Annotated in this window: 19 protein-coding genes; 5 read left to right on the forward strand and 14 right to left on the reverse strand. The window is 64.5% G+C overall.

The features are described from left to right. Positions 1–47: 47 nt before the first annotated feature. Positions 48–467 (reverse strand): hypothetical protein, encoded by a 420-nt coding sequence (locus RI444_RS15660; RefSeq protein WP_021472475.1) that lies wholly within the window; start codon positions 465–467, stop codon positions 48–50. Between the two features lie 67 nt (positions 468–534). Between RI444_RS15660 and RI444_RS15665 the strand changes: the two genes are divergently transcribed. Continuing rightward, the gene (locus tag RI444_RS15665; RefSeq protein WP_021472474.1) at positions 535–1,767 is read left to right on the forward strand and encodes a THUMP-like domain-containing protein; all 1,233 of its coding nucleotides are present in this window, start codon (positions 535–537) and stop codon (positions 1,765–1,767) included. 42 nt (positions 1,768–1,809) lie between these two features. Here the strand turns inward: RI444_RS15665 and RI444_RS15670 are convergent, their stop codons facing one another. From RI444_RS15670 to RI444_RS15680, 3 genes are all read right to left on the reverse strand, one after another. Continuing rightward, positions 1,810–2,628: a shikimate 5-dehydrogenase gene (locus RI444_RS15670; protein WP_021472473.1), complete on the reverse strand. Its 819-nt coding sequence runs from the start codon at positions 2,626–2,628 to the stop codon at positions 1,810–1,812. A gap of 79 nt (positions 2,629–2,707) precedes the next feature. Continuing rightward, positions 2,708–2,830 carry a type B 50S ribosomal protein L36 gene (gene ykgO / locus RI444_RS15675; protein ID WP_021472472.1) on the reverse strand — a complete coding sequence of 41 codons (123 nt, stop codon included), beginning with the start codon at positions 2,828–2,830 and terminating at the stop codon, positions 2,708–2,710. A 25-nt stretch (positions 2,831–2,855) separates the two neighbouring features. Then, complete coding sequence (locus RI444_RS15680) at positions 2,856–3,986, reverse strand: GTP-binding protein (RefSeq protein WP_021472471.1); 1,131 nt, start codon at positions 3,984–3,986, stop codon at positions 2,856–2,858. A gap of 161 nt (positions 3,987–4,147) precedes the next feature. Here RI444_RS15680 and RI444_RS15685 point away from each other — a divergent pair, with 161 nt between their 5' ends. Beyond that, entirely contained in the window at positions 4,148–5,299 is a 1,152-nt protein-coding gene (locus RI444_RS15685) for a glutamate--cysteine ligase (protein ID WP_031216583.1), read from the forward strand. 39 nt (positions 5,300–5,338) lie between these two features. Here the strand turns inward: RI444_RS15685 and tsaD are convergent, their stop codons facing one another. The 6 genes from tsaD to RI444_RS15715 all read right to left on the reverse strand — a co-directional run bounded on the left by tsaD (position 5,339) and on the right by RI444_RS15715 (position 10,662). Further along, entirely contained in the window at positions 5,339–6,472 is a 1,134-nt protein-coding gene (tsaD, locus tag RI444_RS15690) for a tRNA (adenosine(37)-N6)-threonylcarbamoyltransferase complex transferase subunit TsaD (protein WP_021472469.1), read from the reverse strand. Further along, positions 6,469–6,972, reverse strand: a complete 504-nt coding sequence (gene rimI / locus RI444_RS15695) for a ribosomal protein S18-alanine N-acetyltransferase (protein WP_021472468.1) — start codon at positions 6,970–6,972, stop codon at positions 6,469–6,471. Before rimI ends, tsaD begins: the two co-directional genes overlap by 4 nt. After that, positions 6,972–7,643: a tRNA (adenosine(37)-N6)-threonylcarbamoyltransferase complex dimerization subunit type 1 TsaB gene (gene tsaB, locus RI444_RS15700; RefSeq protein WP_207605716.1), complete on the reverse strand. Its 672-nt coding sequence runs from the start codon at positions 7,641–7,643 to the stop codon at positions 6,972–6,974. Before tsaB ends, rimI begins: the two co-directional genes overlap by 1 nt. After that, entirely contained in the window at positions 7,643–8,230 is a 588-nt protein-coding gene (tsaE, locus tag RI444_RS15705) for a tRNA (adenosine(37)-N6)-threonylcarbamoyltransferase complex ATPase subunit type 1 TsaE (RefSeq protein ID WP_069695758.1), read from the reverse strand. Before tsaE ends, tsaB begins: the two co-directional genes overlap by 1 nt. Then, entirely contained in the window at positions 8,227–9,504 is a 1,278-nt protein-coding gene (gene alr / locus RI444_RS15710) for an alanine racemase (protein ID WP_069695759.1), read from the reverse strand. Before alr ends, tsaE begins: the two co-directional genes overlap by 4 nt. A 63-nt stretch (positions 9,505–9,567) precedes the next feature. Then, positions 9,568–10,662 carry a carbohydrate kinase family protein gene (locus RI444_RS15715; protein ID WP_043426680.1) on the reverse strand — a complete coding sequence of 365 codons (1,095 nt, stop codon included), beginning with the start codon at positions 10,660–10,662 and terminating at the stop codon, positions 9,568–9,570. A gap of 46 nt (positions 10,663–10,708) precedes the next feature. Here RI444_RS15715 and RI444_RS15720 point away from each other — a divergent pair, with 46 nt between their 5' ends. Further along, positions 10,709–12,106 (forward strand): 6-phospho-beta-glucosidase, encoded by a 1,398-nt coding sequence (locus RI444_RS15720; protein WP_062097445.1) that lies wholly within the window; start codon positions 10,709–10,711, stop codon positions 12,104–12,106. Here RI444_RS15720 and RI444_RS15725 read toward each other — a convergent pair. Next, positions 12,103–12,618 (reverse strand): GNAT family N-acetyltransferase, encoded by a 516-nt coding sequence (locus RI444_RS15725; protein WP_031216576.1) that lies wholly within the window; start codon positions 12,616–12,618, stop codon positions 12,103–12,105. The genes RI444_RS15720 and RI444_RS15725 overlap by 4 nt on opposite strands. 92 nt (positions 12,619–12,710) lie before the next feature. Here RI444_RS15725 and mshA point away from each other — a divergent pair, with 92 nt between their 5' ends. Next, positions 12,711–13,967 carry a D-inositol-3-phosphate glycosyltransferase gene (mshA, locus tag RI444_RS15730; RefSeq protein WP_062097447.1) on the forward strand — a complete coding sequence of 419 codons (1,257 nt, stop codon included), beginning with the start codon at positions 12,711–12,713 and terminating at the stop codon, positions 13,965–13,967. 78 nt (positions 13,968–14,045) lie between these two features. Then, positions 14,046–15,734: a formate--tetrahydrofolate ligase gene (locus RI444_RS15735; protein WP_207605715.1), complete on the forward strand. Its 1,689-nt coding sequence runs from the start codon at positions 14,046–14,048 to the stop codon at positions 15,732–15,734. 185 nt (positions 15,735–15,919) lie between these two features. Here the strand turns inward: RI444_RS15735 and RI444_RS15740 are convergent, their stop codons facing one another. The 3 genes from RI444_RS15740 to treZ form a co-directional block, all read right to left on the reverse strand. Beyond that, positions 15,920–17,005, reverse strand: coding sequence for an inositol-3-phosphate synthase (locus RI444_RS15740; protein WP_021472459.1), 1,086 nt, complete (start codon positions 17,003–17,005; stop codon positions 15,920–15,922). A gap of 276 nt (positions 17,006–17,281) precedes the next feature. Continuing rightward, complete coding sequence (mgrA, locus tag RI444_RS15745; protein ID WP_207605714.1) at positions 17,282–18,319, reverse strand: L-glyceraldehyde 3-phosphate reductase; 1,038 nt, start codon at positions 18,317–18,319, stop codon at positions 17,282–17,284. Between the two features lie 82 nt (positions 18,320–18,401). Then, a complete protein-coding gene (gene treZ / locus RI444_RS15750) occupies positions 18,402–20,168 on the reverse strand; it encodes a malto-oligosyltrehalose trehalohydrolase (RefSeq protein ID WP_207605875.1) in 1,767 nt (588 codons plus the stop codon). Between the last annotated feature and the right edge of the window lie 31 nt (positions 20,169–20,199).

A 20,199-nucleotide genomic window follows, 5' to 3' on the forward strand; every position in this document is an offset into this window, starting at 1 on the left:
CACTCGGTCAAGGTGAGTGCCAGCATTTCGTCATGGGTGAACCCGGATTACTGCTCCCGGAGGTCCTCGAGATCGTAGTCATCGTCGTCGTTGCCGCCCGCTGTTCCGCGGTTCAGGTAGAGCACGACGCCGGCGCCGACAGCTACGACGCCGGAGATCACCAAACCGATGATTCCCCCTGCACGGGCGCCGCTGTGGAGTTCGCGGATATCGCGGGCCTCGTCCGTCGCGTCGCCAATGTTTTTTCCGGAGACGGAATAGGCAGCTGCGTTGAAGGCATCCAAGGCGAAAATAACGATCAACAGCGCCACGCAGACGACGGCGATGACGACGCCGGCGATCAACGCCGGGCGGGCGTAAGTAGAAAGCGACCGGCCGGGGCTATGCTCTTCGGCTCCGGAACGGGCGGAACTGTGGTCGTCCGGATTGTTGGTGTCGGAGGGCTGCGGGGTTGCGGTGTCTTCCATGAAACAACCCTATCCGGATGATCTGGCCGGTCCCGGCCCGCAGGTCATAAACGTTAGGCTGGATGGCATGCCCCACGCTCCCCAGGACCACCTCGCGCCGTTGCTGACTACCGAAGGATGGGAGCTTCTCGCCTCGTTAGGGCCCTACAAAGAGGCCGACGCCATGGCAGTGAACCAGGAACTGCGCAAGGCCGGGCACCCGGCAGAGCTGGTCGCCGCGGTCCTTACCCAATCCCGCCTCAGGACCCGCGCGGAGGCAAAGTTCGGAGAGTTCGCCCGGCAGATGCTCTTCACCCAGGCCGGCCTGGAACAAGCCACCAGGCTCAACGTTGCGGCACGTCACGCCGAACGTTTCGCCAAGGCCGGGATTTTGCACGTAGCTGACCTGGGTTGTGGATTGGGCGCCGATTCCATGGCAATGGCCTCCATGGACATCAACGTCACCGCCGTTGAAATGGACGAGACCACAGCCGCGTGCGCCACTATCAACCTCATGCCGTTCCCCCACGCCAAGGTCCTTCATTCCGATGCCACCTCCGTTGACCTGGACGGCGTGGACGGGGTGTGGCTTGATCCGGCACGGCGCACCACGTCCACCTCCGGAACCAAGCGGATCTGGGACCCGGAAGCCTTCTCTCCGCCGTTGTCGTTCGTGGAAGGCCTTGCCGCCACGGGACGCGCCGTCGGCGTCAAGATGGGTCCGGGCATGCCCCACGAATCAGTTCCCGCAGGCTGCGAAGCGCAGTGGGTGTCCGTAGGTGGCGACGTCACCGAGGTAACGCTGTGGTTCAACGCAGTGGCGCGGCCCGGTGTCCGTCGGGCGGCCCTGGTGATCGGCCCCCAGGGCGCTGCGGAGATCACCAGCGGTGAGGATTTCGACGGCGGCCCGGCAGCCGCCGTCGGGCCCGTGGAGGGATTCCTGTACGAGCCGGACGGCGCAGTGATCCGGGCGGGCCTCGTCGCGGATGTGGCAGGAATGCTGAACGGCCACTTGGTGGACGAGCACATTGCCTACATCTGCGCGCCGGAGCTGCGCGACACGCCCTTCGCCCGCGCCTACCGGGTGCTGGACGTCATGCCATACAACGTCAAAGCCCTCAAGGCCTGGGTAAAAGCGAACGGAATCGGCGTACTGGACATCAAGAAGCGCGGAACAGCGGTCACGCCGGAAGAGCTCCGCAAGCAACTCCTGCCGGGCAAACCTGCCGGGAAAGCCGGAAAACCCAAGACAGCCACCCTGGTCCTCACCCGGATCGGGGAGGAGAGGGTGGCCGTCGTCGTGGAGCCGGTCAGCGCCTGACACAGGCCCGGGGCGCTGGCGGGAGGGCCCCGGGGCCCGACCTTAGGCTTGGCGCCGCGAAAACTCCGACGCTTCGCGGACCTGTTCGGGAGTGGGACGGACGCCCGTGTACAGAACGAACTGTTCTTCCGCCTGGATGGCAATCACTTCCGCTCCCGTGATGACGGGCTTGCCGGCCTGGCGCGCCGCAGCGATCAGCGGAGTCTCAGACGGTAAGGCGACGACGTCGAACACCATCTTCGCCGCTGCAATGGTGGAGTCGTCGAAGGACTGGGCAGTCTCGTCCGCACCGGCCATGCCCAGCGGCGTGACGTTGATAATGAGGTCCGCTGTGGATTCGTTCACGTCGTCCTGCCACGTAAAGCCATACAGCCCTGCGAGCGCCCTGCCCGTGGTTTCGTTGCGCGCCACGATGGTCACGTCGGTGAACCCGGCGTCACGGAGGGCGGCGGCCACAGCTTTGGCCATCCCGCCCGCGCCCCGGAGCAATACTGAGTGGCTGGTCGGCACCTCGTGGTCCTTCAGGAGCCGCGCGATGGCAATGTAGTCGGTGTTGTAGGCGGTGAGGACGCCGTCATTGTTCACGATCGTGTTGACGGAGTCGATGGCCTTCGCTGAGGGGTCCATGACGTCCACCAGGTCAATGACCTGCTCCTTGTAGGGCATGGAGACTGCGGCTCCACGGATGGGAAGTCCGCGGATGCCCGCGACCGCCATGGTGATGTCGGCGGGGGCAAAGGCTTTGTAAACGAAGTTCAGGCCCAACTGGTCATAGAGATAGTTATGGAACCTGGTCCCGATGTTGCTGGGTCGCGCAGCCAACGAGATGCACAGGGACATGTCTTTGTTGAGGATGGGCATGCATCCATTAAACAGCCCGGACAGGGCGGGCGGACCACTAAGTCATATTTATGAACGCCGGCCCGCCCCGTGGCCCCGGCTAGCCTTGCCGGGCCTTCATACGCGGGTTCTGCTTGTTGATCACGAAGGTGCGTCCGCGCCGCCGCACGATCTGGGCTCCGGGAATCTTCTTCAAGGCACGGAGCGAGTTGCGGACTTTCATTGATGTTCTCCTTTGTGTTGTAGGGCTAGAGGGCTTTGCTGAGCTCAAACGGGTCATCCCACGCCGCGGGTTGGGCCTCCATCTCCGCCTCGGTCAGCTGGCAGCCATCCAACAGCTGCCTGATTTCCTGTGCGTTCACGTCTTCCGACCGTCCGGTTAGGGCCAGCACGGTTCCGCGGTCGCCGTGGTGGGCGTGACCGTCAAGGACCATGTCGACGCCGGTGTGCGGCTTTGCCTGTGCGGCCGCCTCGACTGACCAGGGCCCTGTGCTTTCCAGCCAAACGCGAGGGCCTATCCCCTGAACTGTGATCCGGATGTTGGCGGCCGAGGCAATCCAAAGGCGGCCCCGCATCCAGTGGGTGCCGGCGGCCAGCTGCGGCAGGGCTTCACGAAAACGGCCCGGATGGAGTGGCTTGGACAGAGCGTGGAGGACGGTGCTGAACGTCCCCGTGGCATCGTCCGGTGGACGGCGAACCACGCCGGGCCTGGTCCGGGCGATTGCCTCGACATGGTCGTAGCATCCCGGCGTGAACTTATCAGCGGAGCCAATGACGGCAGCATGCGGCGCCAGCTGCCCAACGAGTTCGGTGCCGGCCCGCCAATGCGCGCTGTCAATCCGCGTTTCACCGCTCAGCCCGGCACTGAGGCCCGGAAACAGCATGACGGAGTCCACGTGGCCCAATTCTCCGATGAGGAACTCACCGCTGGTCCGGTCGTCTTCGGGCATTGCGGTGAAGCCGGATTCATACAGGGTGTGCCGGTCCCACATGTGGTCCTCGAGCTCCGCGGGGTCGACTGCCAGCACCGCGTTGTCGATGACCATGCGACCATCCAGGGCCTGCTTCAGTTCGGCTGCCGCCATGGCTGCAGCGACTCCCGGCGGGAGTCCCAGGACTACTTGGTCGAACCCGCAGGAAGCGAGCCGCTCCGCGGTCGGAACCACATCCAGTCGGACGGTGCAGCTGAGGCAGCCGTGCTCAAGAACCGTGGTTTCCCGCTCAAAGAGTTGGCCGCCCCGGTAAACCCTCCGCAGCACGAGCGACCCGTCCAGGAGGTCGTGGAGGACTACCGCCGAGTTGCCGTGGGTGCGGCCGAGCCGGGCAGCAGCAGAGTCGCGGCAATGGGTGTCTAGTGAGCTAAGGACTGTGATGTGCATGAAAGCCAGCGTAATTGAGAATTGTTCTCAATAGCAAGAAGCGGAAAGACATTACCCTTCGCCCGTCCGGCGCCTTGGGCTGCACTAGACTTGATCCGACCGCTGGCGGCCCCGCAGCGGGGCGGCGTCCGGCCGAAATGACAAAACAACGAGGGGACTACGTGCATATAGAGTTTGCGCCATCCAGGCAATCGACGCTGGGTGTGGAATGGGAGCTGGGGCTCGTCAGCGCACGCACAGGAGAACTCGTCTCGGTCGCGAACGACGTCCTCAGGGGCGTTGCCGCCAATCATCCGGACCTCAACGAGGACGACGAGCACCCCCATATCAAGCGGGAACTGCTCCTCAACACAGTCGAACTGGTCACCGGCGTCTGCAACACGGTCAAAGAAGCCAAAGAAGACCTCAGCCGTTCGCTGGCAGCGGTCCGCGAGGTCACGGATTCCATGGGCGTTGAGGTTTTCTGCGCCGGAAGCCACCCCTTCAGCCCTCCCCTCCTCCAACCGGTGACGGACAAGGAGCGCTACGCCAAGTTGATCGAGCGTACCCAGTGGTGGGGGCGCCAGATGGTGATCTACGGCGTCCATGTCCACGTCGGCATCGACCGCCGGGACAAGGTCCTTCCGATTCTAGATGGACTGGTCAACTACTTCCCGCACTTCCAGGCTCTTTCGGCCTCCAGCCCCTACTGGTCCGGCGAAGAAACAGGGTACGCGTCCCAGCGGGCCCTGATGTTCCAGCAGTTGCCCACCGCCGGGCTGCCCTTCCAGTTCCAGTCCTGGGAGGCCTACGAGTCCTATGTGCAGGACATGTTCACCACTGGTGTCATCGACGCCATTTCGGAGATCCGCTGGGACATCAGGCCTGTGGCGGCGCTCGGAACTATCGAGATGCGCATTTGCGATGGCCTGGCAACGCTGGAGGAAGTCGGCGCCATCGCCGCCCTGACGCAGTGCCTGGTCCACGAGTTTTCCGGAATCCTGGACGCAGGGGGCACTATTCCCACCATGCCGCCGTGGCACGTGCAGGAGAACAAGTGGCGTGCAGCCCGGTACGGCATGGAAGCCATCATCATCCTGGACGCCGAAGGCAACGAGAAACCCGTCACCGAGCACCTCACCGAAACCCTGGCACGGCTTGAGCCGATTGCCGCCGAGCTGGGCTGCTCGGAGGAACTCGCCGACGTTGCCAAAATCATTGAGCGGGGTGCCAGCTACCAGCGCCAGCGCCGTGTGGCCGCCGAACACAATGGCGATCTGCAGGCCGTGGTGATGGACCTCGTCCAACAGATGCGCAAGGGCCCCGACGCCTGATCCCGCACCGGGCAGGTCGGGGCACCGGTTAGCTCGGGCTCAGGCCGGGACCGACACCGTGGTGACGGGCATGGAGGAATCGGGCGCAAACGCCACCCCGCTGGGGGCTATCCCTCCCATGATGAGCTGAGCCCCGAGGGCAGCAACCATGGCACCGTTGTCCGTGCACAGGTTCAGCGGCGGGACGTGCAGCTTGATCCCGGCCGAAGCACACCGCTGTCCGGTCAGTTCGCGGAGCCGGGAGTTGGCGGCGACGCCGCCTCCCAGCAAGAGGTCGGTGATGCCATGCTCCTTGCAGGCCAGGACGGCTTTGGACGTAATAACGTCCACAACAGCCTCTTGGAAAGCCGCCGCGATGTCCGCCACTGGAACCTCTTCACCGCGGGCTTCGAACTGCTCCACGCAGCGCGCCACAGCCGTTTTGAGGCCGCTGAACGACCAGTCATAGCGGTGCGGACCTTTTTCCTCGGCGGTGCCCATGTACTTGGGCTGGGTCAGGCCGCGCGGGAAGCGGATGGCTTTCGGGTTCCCTTGGCGTGCCAGCTTGTCGATGGCCGGACCACCCGGATAGCCCAGGCCAAGAATGCGGGCAACCTTGTCGTAAGCCTCCCCTGCGGCGTCATCGATCGTGGAACCCAGGAGTTCAACGTCATCGGTGATGCTCCGGATCCGGAGGATCTCCGTGTGTCCTCCGGAGACCAGGAGGGCACCGAGGTTCTCCGGCAGTTGCCCGGCACCCAGGCCTGCGGCAGCACCGGCGTCGTGCTTTGCATCCAGAAGGCCGACGCCCACATGCGCCACCAAGTGGTTGATCGCGTAAAGCGGCTTGCCGGTGGCTACTGCGAGCGCCTTGGCCGCGCAGACGCCCACCATGAGGGCTCCGGCCAGGCCGGGCCCGGACGTGACGGCAATCGCGTCGATGTCCTCCAGGGTCACTCCCGCTTCCTGCAGCGATTCCTGCAGCGTCGGGACGAAGGCGTCCAGGTGCGCCCGCGAGGCGATTTCCGGAATGACTCCGCCGAAGCGGACATGTTCGTCCATGGAAGAGGAGACCGTATTGGTCAGCAGCGTCGTCCCCCGCACAATGCCGACGCCGGTCTCGTCGCAGGAGGACTCGATGCCCAGGACCAGTGGTTCCTTGGGGGATGCGGCGTTGGGAAGTACGGCGCTCACGCCTCTGCTCCTTCTGTGGACCCGGCAACATTCAGTGGCAGCCGCATGATCAAGGCATCGGTGCCATCCCGGTAGTAGCGCGGGCGGATATGGATCTGTTCGAAACCGAAGCGGCGGTACAGCTGTTGCGCCCGCGGGTTGTCTGCACGGACCTCCAGCAATACATCAGCGGCTTTGCGGCGCCGCGCTTCGTCGATGAGTTCGGTGAGGATCGCTGAGCCGATGCCCTTGCCTTCGCATTCAGGCACGACGGCGATCGTCTGGATGTCCGCGATGGGCTCAATGCACATCAAACCCGCGTAGGCGATGATTTCACCCGCGGACTCTGCCACCACATAACGGCGTGTTTCGGGCTGGGACAGCTCATCGAAGAACATCTGCAGCGGCCAGGCATCGATCGGAAACAGCCTGCGTTCCAGGGCCTCCACTGCGGGCACGTCGGCGTCTGTCATGTCCCGGAGGGAGATGCCGGCACGTTCGAGGTTGGGAGACAGCTTCATCACAAGGCCCGCTTCCGGGGTCCAGGCACCTGGGCATCGGACTCGCGCAGGTAAAGGGGTGTCGAATCCAGCAGGGTCTCCCCCGCGGCGAGCTTCGCCAAGGCGAACTGTCCCAAGGAAGCGGCGTCCGGCTGCGTCGCAGCGAAGTCTTCGTTGGCGTCCAGGACCTCAGAGTACAAGCCGGCTCCGGCGCCGAACACGGGAAGGTCCGGCAGTTGGGCCGCGAAGCCCACATGGGGACCATCCACCAGGTGGGGAAGTTGGCCGTCAGCCAGGGTGTAGTGCGCCCAGTAAATCTCTTTGCGCCGGGCATCCGTGGCCACCAGGAATTCCGGCACGGCGGACGTGGATCCGGCCACCTCCAAGGCGATGGCGTCCAGGCTCATCTGCCCGTACAGCGGCTTGTTCCAGACGAAAGACAGTGTGCGGGCCGTCGCGATGCCGGAGCGCAGGCCCGTGAAGGGACCGGGGCCGACGCCGGTGACGATGGCATCGATGTCCGCACCCGTGATGCCGGCGCGTGCCAGGAGCTGCCCGATCCCGGGCGCCAGGACTTCCGCATGGCTGCGGGTGTCCTCGGTGACGAAGGAATCCACCACGGTTTCCAAGGCTTCATCGGAAATGAGTGCGGCGCTGGCGACGGCGGAAGTGTCTATGGCCAGGATCAGCATCAGTTGTTTCCCCCTGTCAGCGCGGTTTCCAGGACGTCCGGTACTTCCGCCCAGCGGGGACCGTAGCCGCGGAAAACGATGGTGCGTGGCTCGTCGTCCTCCTCGGTATCGAAGTCAAGGACGTCGTCCTGCCGGGGAGTGTCGGTTTCCGTCGTGGATTCGCCGCCTACGGCCCGGTGCAGTTCCACGTCCAGCCGGCTTTCGGCAAGATGCTCCACCCGGTCGCGGCCCCACTCCACCACCGTCACGGACGTATCCATGGTGTTTTCGAGGTCAATGTCATCGATTTCGGCCGCAGACTCAAGGCGGTAGGCGTCCACGTGGACCAGGTCCGGACCGCCGGGCCGGGGGCCGTCCGGAAGATTGGGATGGATGCGCACCAGGACGAAAGTGGGCGAGATGATGCCCGCCCGGACACCCAGCCCCTCGCCGAGGCCCTGGGTGAACGTTGTCTTGCCCGCACCCAGTTCACCGGTGAGGACCAGGAGATCTCCTGCTTCCAGTACCCCGCCCAGAGCTGCGGCGAGCGCGTGTGTCTGCTCCGCCGTCGTGACGTTGAAGCGGTGTTCCCATTGCGGTTGGTTCACAGCGAGGCTGCCTTTGCCGCCGCCTCACTGGGCCGGACCGAGCCGGCAGCTGATTCAGCCCCGGCCGCTGGCCCGCCAGCGGACTCATTGACGTAGGTGCGCGGAACGCGGGGGCTGATGCGGGTCACGATCTCGTAGTTGATGGTGCCTGCGGCGCGGCCCCAATCGTCCGCGGTGGGACCGTCGTCGGTGCCTTCACCGAACATGACCGCCTCAGCGCCCTTGAGGTCGGCTGCTTGCTCAGGCGTCAGCGGCCCGAAGTCGATCACCATCTGGTCCATGGCGATCCTGCCCACCACCGGGTACGTGATGCCGTTGACGCGGATCGGCCCGCCGGTGGCCACCCGCGGAACACCGTCCGCGTACCCCAGGGGGATGAGGCCCAGCGTGGTACGGCCGGCGGTGTGGTAGTTCAGTCCGTAGGACACGCCTTGGCCCTCAGGGACCGTCTTGCAGTTGGAAACAAGGGTGCGGACCGTCATGGCCGGGCGGAGGCCAAGCTCGGCGGAAGTGGCACCTTGGAACGGTGAGAGTCCGTAAATACCCAGCCCGACGCGGACCAGGTCGAAGTGTGAATCGGGACGTGACAGGGTGGCCGGAGTATTGGCGATGTGGCGGACTTCCGTATCCACGCCGGCGTCCTCGGCAATGGCGATTGCTTCCCGGAAGACGGCCAGTTGCTGGTCCGTCTCCGGCCGCTGCGGTTCATCGGCTACGGCCAGATGCGAGAAGATGCCCACGACGCGCAGGAGCCCTTCGTCCTGGTACTCCATGGCCTGGCCCACCAACTGGTCCCAGTCGGCTATGGGGCAGCCGTTGCGGCCAAGGCCGGTATCGATCTTCAGGTGGACCCTGGCGGGACGTTCCTGCTCACGGGCCGCCGCGACCACCGCGTCCAGCTCCCAACCGGAGACCCCGACGTCGATGCCGGCGGCCACTGCGGCTTGGAAGTTGCTTTCCCGCGTGTGCAGCCAAGCCAGCATGGGGGCATCGAGGCCGGCTGCCCGCAGGGCCAACGCCTCGGAAATATGGGCAACCCCAAGCCAGGTGGCGCCTGCTTCCAGTGCTGCGCGGGCAACCTGCACCGCGCCGTGCCCGTAAGCATCGGCCTTCACGACGGCCATGACGTTGGCCGGGGAAGCGATTCCGGCGAACTGACGAACGTTGTGCCGCACGGCTTCGAGGTCGATCACGGCGGAGCGCTCAAGCACCGCTGTTTTGGCGATTGATGGTTTCGACCCGATTCCGATGTCTGCAGCTGCTTCGTAAGTCACCCTAGAGATTCTAGTGGCGCCAGTGAACTGCCGTTAACTGCGGGAGGGTTGGCGGGCCCGCCGCTACTGCGCGTCGGACAGGTGCGCAATGGTCGCCCGGGCCCGGCGCTGCGCTTCGGCGGGGATGTCCTTGACAATCGGCTCCAGGAAGGCGAACCGCCTGAGCCATTGGCTCGTTTGGCGTTCCTTCCGTGCGTTGGCGCGCTGCCACCAGTCGGCGATGTCACCCCATCCGGGCGCCGCGAGGGACCCGCCCACCTGCTGCACTGCCAGCGAGGCGCACAGGTTGGCGAACCGCAAGCGGTCCCCGAGCTTCCACCCGGCAAGGCTTCCTACGATGAAGGCCGCATCGAAGCAATCTCCTGCTCCGGTGGGGTCGGACGCCGGCACCGGCAGGGAAGGCACCCATTCTTCCTCGCCCGTTTCGGAGTCCACCGCCATGGCCCCTTGCGCTCCAAGAGTCACCACGGCCACGGGAACGCGGTCCGCCAGGGAATACAGGGCAGCCCAGGGATCGGCTTTGCCGGTGAAGGCCATGGCCTCGGGCGCGTTGGGGAGGAACGCGTGGAAGTGTTCCAGTTGCTCCAGCCTGCGGTGGGACCATTCACCGCTGGGGTCCCAGCCGACAACCCCGAAAAGTTTGGTGCCGCTTTCCTTCGCTGTGAGCATCCACGGTTCCAGCTCCTCGCCGAGATCCGCGACGGCCGCGAGCGCCTTGGGCGGTTTGCCGATCATCTCCGAGGCATTGACGGGGGCGGGATGGCCGTGGGTGACCATGGACCTGTCCTGGTTGACGCACATGGACACCGTCACCGGAGAGTGCCAGCCCGGGATCCTGCGTGAGAGCGAAAGGTCCACGTGTTCCTGGGATTCGAGGATCTGCCAGTTGTAATCCCCGTAGCCGTCGTCACCGAAAGTGGCCGCGAGGCTGGTCCGCAAACCCAGCCTTGCCGCGGCAATCGCCTGGTTGGCCACTCCCCCGGGACAACTGCCCATCCCTTCGCTCCACACTTCAGTGCCCGGTTCCGGGGAATGCGGAAGGCCGGTGAAAATTATGTCCTGGAAAACAGTCCCGGTAAGAAGTAGATCGCACTGGTGGTCGCCGTCGGGCCTTACAGCGGCAAGGGGATCGAAGCGACGCTGTGGCATTGCATCCATGCACGGCACACTACGCTGCACCCTCCGGGCTGCATAGACTCGAATCATGCGGCTCATGATCGCCGGCGGCGGCGGATTCCGGGTTCCCCTCATCTACCGCGCCTTGTGCTTGGGTCCTTTCGCGGATGTGGTGGACGAGTTGGTGCTCTACGACGTCGATCCGTCCCGCCTGGCGGCTGTTGAAGCCGTCCTCCGGGACATGCCGGTTGCGGACGGCGCGCCGCCCGCCGTCGTGGTTTCCACAGACCTTGGCGCTGCATTGACGGGGACCGACGTGGTTTTCGCCGCCATCCGCCCAGGCGGTACGGCCGGCCGGATCATCGATGAACGTGTCCCGCTGGACCTCGGCCTCCTGGGGCAGGAGACCACGGGCGCAGGCGGGATTTCCTACGCCCTCAGGACCATCCCGAGGATGCTCGAACTTGCCCGCGCCATGCGCCTGAACAGCCCGGACGCGTGGCTGATCAACTTCACCAATCCTGCCGGGATGGTGACCGAGGCGTTGGTGCCGGTGCTCGGACGGAAAGTGATCGGAATCTGCGATTCCGCCGGTGGATTGGTCAAGCGCGCGGCGGCGGCCGCAGGCCATGCGTTGCCGGACGGAAGGCTCGACGGCGTGGGCTACTACGGGCTCAACCACCTGGGTTGGCTTTACCGCCTGGCACCGGAAGGACGGGACCTGCTCCCCGGCCTCCTTGCCGACCCCGCAGCGTTGGCGTCAATTGAGGAAGGCCGGCTCTTCGGGCAGCACACCCTGGAATTGCTCGGCTGCCTTCCGAACGAATACCTCTACTACTATTACGACACCCAGCAGGCCATCGACGGGATCCGCCGCCAAGCGAGCACCCGCGGAGCATCGATCCATGACCAGCAGCAGGCCCTCTACACAGCGCTGGCAGGCCCGGCCAACGCCTACGCGTCGTGGGAAGAAGCCCGCCGGTCCAGGGAGGAAGGCTACCTCGCGGAATCACGGACCAAGGGCGAGCAAAGGGACGAGCAGGACCTGGCCGGGGGCGGCTACGAACGCGTTGCGTTGTCTCTCATGCGCGCCCTCTTCCCCGGTTCTGCAGCTTCCATGACCACCCAGTTGATCCTCAACGTTCCCAACTCGCCCGTGGCAGCTGTCCCGTGGGCTCCCCCGGCCGAGGTGGCGGTGCCCGGTTTGCCTGCGGACGCCGTCGTCGAGGTTCCCTGCGAGGTGACGTCCGACGGCGCCCTGCCGCTCCCGCAGGACCGTCCCGGAGGGCCTTTCCTCACCTTGATGCGCCACATCAAGGAAGTGGAAAGGCTCACGATCACCGCCGTGGTGGAGGGTGACCGGGAAGCCGCCGTGCAGGCGTTCGCCGCGCATCCCTTGGTGGGTTCCGAGGAGCTGGGCCGCCGCCTCCTTGACGGGTATGAGGCGGGCTTCCCTGAACTCGCGGGGCTCTGGCGGGGGCGCTAAAGCTCCTGGTACATCACGTGCAGGCCGACGTAGCCGATCTCCGGGTGCTCGAAGGCATCGGGGACGGTGGCCAGGATGCGGAAACCCATGGACTGCCAGAGCCACACAGCCCTGACGTTGCTTTCCACCACCGCGTTGAACTGCATGGAGCGGAAACCGGCGGCCTTCGCTTCCTTCAGGGAGTAGGAGCACAGGGCGCGTGCCACCCCTTGGCCGGAATGCTTGGCGCCCACCATGTACCCCGCGTTGGCCACATGGCTGCCGCCGCCGGCCTGGTTGGGATGGAATTCACCGGTCCCCAGGACCGTACCGTCTTCCCGGACCGCCACGAACGTCTGGCCCGGGGCTGCCTTCATCCACTTGGCTTTGGCTGCTTCTTCATCGGTGTCCCGGTCCCACGTGAACGTTTCGCCCTCACGGATGACCGGTTCCATGACCGACCAAATGCCGGGCCAGTCATCAGGGGTTGCGGGGCGGATTTCAAAAGAATCGTCGTGGCTCACAGCGGACAGGCTAGCAGTTTGGCGTGCCTCCGGCAGGATCGCCGCAGGAGTAGTGTTTTCTGCAGGGAACTCCCTCAATTCATCAGGGCAGGAGGTGAGCGGTGCCAATGATCCGCCGCGTCGCGTTCCTGTCGCTGCACACCTCCCCCATGGAACAGCCGGGCGCAGGTGATGCCGGTGGCATGAACGTCTATGTGCGGGCCCTGGCCATGGCGCTGGCCGAGGTAGGCGTTGAGGTGGAGATCTTCACCCGTGCCACCACTGCCGGGCAGCCCGCCGTCGAACATCCCGGGCCGGGAGTCTGCGTCCACAACGTGATGGCCGGCCCGCGCCGCAAACTGCCCAAGGAAGAGCTTCCCGCGCTGTTGCACCAGATGGTGGATGAGATCGACCGCATCCGTCACCAGCAACCCCACGGCCGTTACGACGTCATCCATTCGCACTATTGGGTTTCCGGGGTTGCGGGCCTTGAGTTGTCCGAACGCTGGCGGCTGCCCCTGGTCCACACCATGCACACCATGGCCAAGGTCAAAAACCTCGTCCTTGAGTCCGGCGAGCGCCGCGAACCCCGCCGCCGGGAGGAAGGTGAGCAGAGGATCGTCGACGGCGCCACCCGGCTGATTGCCAACACCCCGGCTGAGGCGCAGGAGCTGGTGGCACACTACGGCGCTGACATCGACCGCATCGACGTGGCACCACCCGGAGTGGATCTGCGGGTTTTCACGCCCTCCTTCCGGCGCAAGGCCCGCAGGGAACACGACGTTGGCCCGGACACCTTCCACCTTGTCTTCGCCGGGCGGATCCAGCGGCTGAAGGGACCCCAGGTGTTCGTGAAGGCGGCCGGCCTCCTTCGCCAGCGCCGCCCGGACATCAACCTTGAACTGACCATCCTCGGATCGTTGAGCGGGGCCAAGGACTTCGACCTGACCAAGATCATCGAAGAAGCCGGGCTCAGCGATGTGGTCACCCACAGGCCGCCCGTAGTGGCGCCCGAACTCGCAGGCTGGTTCCGGTCCGCCGACGTCGTGGTGATGCCTTCCTTCAGCGAGTCCTTCGGCCTGGTGGCCTTGGAAGCACAGGCGTGCGGTACTCCGGTCATCGCCACCAACGTCGGCGGGTTGACACGGGCTGTGTCGGATGGCCGCACGGGGATCCTGGTGGACGGCCATGACCCTTCCGACTGGGCAGATGCCTTGGAGGACCTCTACGACGACGTCCGGACCCGTGAAGATATGGGCCGGGCCGCGGCGACATATGCCGAGTCCTTTGGCTGGCAGCGGACGGCGGCCATCACATTGGAAAGCTACCGGGAGTCCGTGGCCGGGCTGCTGGTTCCGGCTACCGGGAGCCTGGCCTGAGTGGCTCCTTCCGAGGGTCCGCGTGGGTGTGCTGATAGATTGACGGGCACAGCGTAAGCACCCAGTCGAAGGACAACGATGTCTGAAAACAAAGTCTTGTCGGATCTTGAGATTGCCCGCCGGGCCGGCATCAAGCCCATTACGGAAATTGCCGAACGTGCCGGGATCAACGCTGACGCCCTGGAGCTTTACGGCCCGTACAAAGCCAAAATAAATCCCGCCCACTTGCGCCTGCCGGGCGGCAAGCCCGCGGGCAAAGTCGTCCTGGTTTCCGCCATGTCCCCCACGCCTGCCGGGGAGGGGAAATCCACCACTACCGTGGGACTGGCCGATTCCCTGGCACGTGCCGGGCACAAGGTGATGATTGCGCTCCGGGAACCCTCCCTTGGACCCATCCTGGGGATGAAGGGCGGCGCCACCGGCGGCGGTTACTCCCAGGTCCTCCCCATGGACGACATCAACCTCCATTTCACCGGGGACTTCCACGCCATCACCTCGGCCAACAACGCCCTCATGGCGCTCGTGGACAACCACATCTACCAGGGCAACCAATTGGGCATCGACCCTCGCCGGATGACGTTCAAACGCGTTCTGGACATGAACGACCGCTCACTGCGGGAAATCGTCATCGGCCTCGGCGGCCCGGCCCAAGGCGTACCCCGGCAGGATGGTTTCGACATCACCGTGGCGTCCGAGATCATGGCCGTCTTCTGCCTCTCCTCCAGCCTCGACGACCTCCGTACCAGGCTGGGCAGGATCACGTTCGGCTACACCTATGAGCGCAAGCCCGTCACCGTGGCCGACCTCGGCGTTGAAGGTGCCCTGACCCTGCTCCTCAAGGACGCCATCAAGCCGAACCTCGTCCAAACAATCGCGGGCACGCCGGCCCTGGTCCACGGCGGTCCCTTCGCCAACATCGCGCACGGCTGCAACTCACTCATCGCCACGCGTACCGCCCAGCAACTGGCAGACGTCGTGGTGACGGAAGCTGGATTCGGTGCGGACCTCGGTGCGGAGAAGTACATGGATATCAAGTCCCGGATCGCGGACGTGGCCCCATCCGCCGTCGTGATTGTGGCCACCATCCGCGCCCTGAAGATGCAGGGCGGTGTCCCCAAGGAGGAATTAGGCGTGCCGAACGTGGAGGCGGTGGCCGCCGGCGTCGGGAACCTGAAACGACACGTTGGAAACGTGGCCAAGTTTGGTATTTCGCCCGTGGTGGCCATCAACAAGTTCGGCACCGACACCCCGGAAGAACTCGACTGGCTCCTGTCGTGGTGCGCAGCCGAAGGTGTCCAAGCCGCCGTCGCCGATGTGTGGGGCCGGGGCGGCGGAGGCGACGGCGGGGACGAACTGGCGGCGAAGGTGGCAGCCGCGGTGGACGCGCCGTCGAACTTCCACCACCTGTACCCGCTCGAAATGCCGGTCGAGGACAAGATCCGGACCATTGTGCAGGAAATTTACGGTGCGGACGGCGTCGAATTCTCGGTCCCGGCGCTGCGGCGGCTGGCGGAGATCGAGAAGAACGGCTGGGGCGGCCTCCCGGTCTGCATGGCCAAGACCCAGTACTCGTTTACGGACGACGCGTCCCAGCTCGGAGCGCCGAAGGGATTCCGGGTGCATGTGCGGGAGCTCATTCCCAAGACCGGTGCGGGCTTCATCGTGGCGCTGACCGGTGCAGTCATGACTATGCCAGGCCTGCCCAAGGAACCGGCGGCGATGCGGATGAACGTGGACGAGAACGGCAACCCCACAGGCCTTTTCTGATCCCCTTCCACATCCCACCCCCTTTCCGGCGTTCCTCTTCCACATCCCACCCCCTTTCCGGCGTTCCTCTTCCACATCCCGGGCCCTTTCCCGCGGTCCTCTTCCACATCCCAGGCGAACACGCGGAAACAAATGACGCCCCCGCACACAGTGCGGGGGCGTCAGAAGAACCGGGGTTTTGCTGTTTAGCGTTCGATGTCGCCGCGGATGAAGGCTTCCACCTTCTCGCGTGCGACGTCGTCGTTGAACTGCTCCGGCGGGGACTTCATGAAGTAGCTCGACGCGGAGAGCAGCGGGCCGCCGATGCCGCGGTCCAAACCGATCTTGGCGGCACGAATGGCGTCGATGATGACGCCTGCGGAGTTCGGGGAATCCCACACCTCGAGCTTGTATTCAAGGGAAACGGGCGCGTCACCGAAGTTGCGGCCCTCAAGGCGGACAAAAGCCCATTTGCGGTCATCAAGCCACGCGACGTAGTCCGACGGGCCGATGTGGACGTCGTCCGCATGCAGCTCAGCTTCAACGTTCGAGGTGACGGCCTGCGTCTTGGAGATCTTCTTGGATTCAAGGCGGTCACGCTCGAGCATGTTCTTGAAGTCCATGTTGCCGCCGACGTTCAGCTGGTACGTGCGGTCCAGGGTAACGCCACGGTCTTCGAACAGCTTGGCCATGACGCGGTGCGTGATAGTGGCACCGATCTGGCTCTTGATGTCGTCGCCAACAATCGGAATACCGGCCTCGGTGAACTTGTCAGCCCACTCCTTGGTACCGGCAATGAAGACGGGCAGGGCGTTCACGAAGGCAACACCGGCGTCGATGGCGCACTGGGCGTAGAACTTGGCAGCCTGGTCCGAACCGACGGGCAGGTAGCAGACCATGACATCCGCTTTGGCTTCGCGAAGGGCAGCGACGACGTCGACAGCTTCTTCGGGTGCCTCCACGATGGTTTCGCGGTAGTAGCGGCCAAGGCCGTCGAGCGTGTGGCCGCGCTGGACCTTGACGCCCGTAGCCGGGACATCGGCGATCTTGATGGTGTTGTTTTCGCTCGCACCGATGGCATCGGCGAGGTCCAGCCCGACCTTCTTGCTGTCGACGTCGAAAGCGGCGACGAACTGGACATCGTTGACGTGGTACGGACCGAACTCAACGTGCATCAGACCCGGAATCGTTGCTTTGGGGTCGGCGTCGCGGTAGTACTGGACACCCTGGACCAGCGATGCGGCGCAGTTACCTACGCCGACAATGGCAACACGAATCGGATGTGAAGACACGGAACTCCTTTGGGGAAACCTCAGGTGCCAAGCACCATCCGACTGAGCCCGGAGGGCGGCTTACAGGCACGGCGCCGCTCGGCGCCCACTTTGCATTGTAACCAACACCCGAGGAGCCCTTTTTGTTCCCGGCAGCCCCCCTCGCAATATGTCAGCGACGAACGTCGTCCCCCAAACACGACGGGATCTGGCAGAGCAACACCGCAATCGCGACGGGAAGTGAAAGAGCAACACCCCAAACGCGACGGGATGTGAGAGAGCAACGCGGGAGTCAGGTTACTTTTGGGCCCAGCGGTTGATGTCCGATTCGACGGCGAACTCATCGATTGCGGTGAGCTCGTCGTCAGTGAACCCAAGGTTGTTGATGGCGCTCAGGGTGTCCTCGAGTTGCGCAACGCTGGACGCACCGACAAGTGCGGAGGTCACCGGTGAACCCTTCGGCTGATCGCGGAGGATCCAGGCAATGGCCATCTGGGCAAGCGTCTGATCGCGGCCTTCGGCGATGGCGTTCAGGCCCCGCACCCTGTCCAGCCGTTCCTCGGTCAGCGACGACTCGGAAAGGAAGCGCTCCTTCGCCGCCCGGGAATCTGCAGGCACTCCGTTGAGGTAGCGGTTGGTCAGCATGCCTTGCGCCAAGGGTGAGAAGGCGATGGAACCGGCGCCCACCTGGTCCAGTGCTTCGTAGAGGTTCGGCGAGCCGTCCTCGGTCCAGCGGTTCAGCATGGAATAGCTGGGCTGGTGAATCAGCAAGGGTGTGCCAAGTTCCTTCAGGATGCGGGCCGCCTCAAGGGTCTGCTCCGGCGTGTAGGAGGAGATGCCTGCGTACAGCGCCTTGCCGGAGCGAACGGCGTAATCGAGGGCGCCCATGGTTTCTTCAAGGGGCGTCTCCGGGTCCGGGCGGTGGCTGTAGAAGATGTCCACGTATTCCAAGCCCATGCGCTGCAGGGATTGGTCCAGGCTGGAGATCAGGTACTTCCGGGATCCCCATTCACCATAGGGCCCGGGCCACATGTAGTAACCGGCCTTGGTGGAGATGACCAGTTCGTCCCGGTACGGTTTGAAGTCCTCTTTGAGGTGCCGACCGAAGTTGGTCTCCGCGGAACCGTCCGGCGGTCCGTAGTTGTTGGCGAGGTCGAAGTGGTTAACGCCCAGATCGAAGGCGCGGCGCAGGATGGCGCGCTGCTCGTCAAAACGTTTGTCGTCACCGAAGTTGTGCCACAAGCCCAGCGAGATGGCCGGAAGCTTCAATCCACTCCGTCCAACGCGGCGGTAGGGCATGGTTTCGTAACGGTTCTCCGCAGCCGAATAAGTCATACGTACCATCCTGCCACCGGAGGCCGGACAGTGACGGCGCCGTCCGGAATGTGGGCGCCGTCACCTGCCTGGGCCACTCGGCTTAGTTGACGCGTACGACGGCGGCGCTCTCACCCGGGAGGGTCAACGAACCGTCGGCGATCACCGCTTCGGGTTCGGTTGCCAAGAGCAGGGTACCTTCGAGCGCAGTCTCCAGAGCTTCGCTGCCGAAGTTGTAGACGACGCGTACCTTGCCGCGGGAGAACTGCAGCCAGTGCTCGTCGTCGTCGTATTCCACGGTGGTCTCGGCAAAACCTCCGTCGGTCAGTTCCGGAGTTTCACGGCGCAGCCGTGCCAAATCCCGGTAGAGCTGCAGGAGCCGCGCATGGTTGCCCTGGCCGGCTTCCTCCCATTTCAGTTTGGAACGTTGGAAGGTTTCCGGGTCCTGGGGATCGGGTACCACGTCCGGGTCCCAACCCATCCGTTCGAATTCCTTGATCCTTCCTTCGGCCGTCGCCTTGCCGAGATCCGGTTCGGGGTGGGAGGTGAAGAACTGCCATGGCGTGGATGCGGCAAACTCTTCGCCCATGAAAAGCATCGGGGTGAAGGGTGAGGTCATGGTGACCACCGCTCCGATCGCCAGCTTCCCGTCGGAGAGGGACGATGTGAGGCGGTCCCCCGTGGCGCGGTTCCCGATTTGGTCGTGGTTCTGCAAGCAGACCACCAGGGCTGAAGGGTGGGCCAGGTCCTGCCGGATGGGCCGCCCATGGTGGCGTTCCCGGAAGCTGGAGTAGCTGCCGTCGTGCAGGAATCCGTGTTCCAGTACCTTCGCAAGGACGGCGAGGGAATCGAAGTCCGAATAGTAGCCGGTGGTTTCCCCGCTGAGGTTGACGTGGAGGGCGTGGTGGAAGTCGTCGCTCCACTGGCCTTCCAAGCCGTACCCGTTGACGCTGCGCGGATAGATGAGGCGCGGATTGTTGAGGTCCGATTCAGCGATCATGGTCCGGGGAATCCCTGTTTCGGATTCGACCTTGTCACCCAGCGCCCCGAACTCTTCAAGGATGTGCACGGCCCGTTCATCCTTCAGGGCGTGAACGGCGTCCAGCCTCAGTCCATCCACGTGATAGTCACGCAGCCACATGGCGGCGTTCTCCAGGATGTACCGGCGGACATCGTCCGAGCCGGGACCGTCGAGGTTGACTGAGTCACCCCAGGTGTTCCCCTCACCGGACTTCAGGTACGGCCCGAACTTGGGCAGGTAGTTGCCGCTGGGGCCGAGGTGGTTGTAGACCACGTCCTGGATGACTCCGAGCCCGGCCTGATGGGCTGCGTCTACGAACTGCTGGTAAGCGGCAGGTCCACCGTATGCCTCGTGGACGGCGTACCAGAGGACGCCGTCGTAGCCCCAGTTATGGACACCGTTGAACGCGTTGACGGGCAACAGCTCGATGAAGTCGACACCCAGGTCCACCAGGTAGTCCAACTTTCCGGCAGCAGCTTCCAGCGTCCCTTCGGGCGTGAATGTCCCAAGGTGCAGTTCGTAGATCACAGCCCCCTGGAGTTTCCGCCCTTTCCAGTCCTGGTCCTTCCACTGGTGGCCGGAGGCATCAAAGGTCGCCGACAGCCCATGGACGCCGTCCGGCTGCCTCCTGGAGCGCGGGTCCGGAAAAGGGCCCTCGCCGTCCACCAGGTAACCGTAGGCGGTGTTGTCAGCCGTGGGGACACCCTCGGGGGCACGCCACCAACCGCGCGCACCGCCGTCGTGGTTTTGCTCCATGGCGTACTCGCGTCCGTCCGCGAGCAGCTTCACCGAATCCGCGTTCGGCGCCCAAACATCAAAAAGGTCTTTCCCGGCTGCGTGTTCCAGCATCATGCCCCCTGTTATTCGTTCAACACTTGGT

Origin of the sequence: Paenarthrobacter sp. AT5 (assembly GCF_032764245.1) — a bacterium.
Classification (GTDB): Bacteria; Actinomycetota; Actinomycetes; order Actinomycetales; family Micrococcaceae; genus Arthrobacter; species Arthrobacter ureafaciens.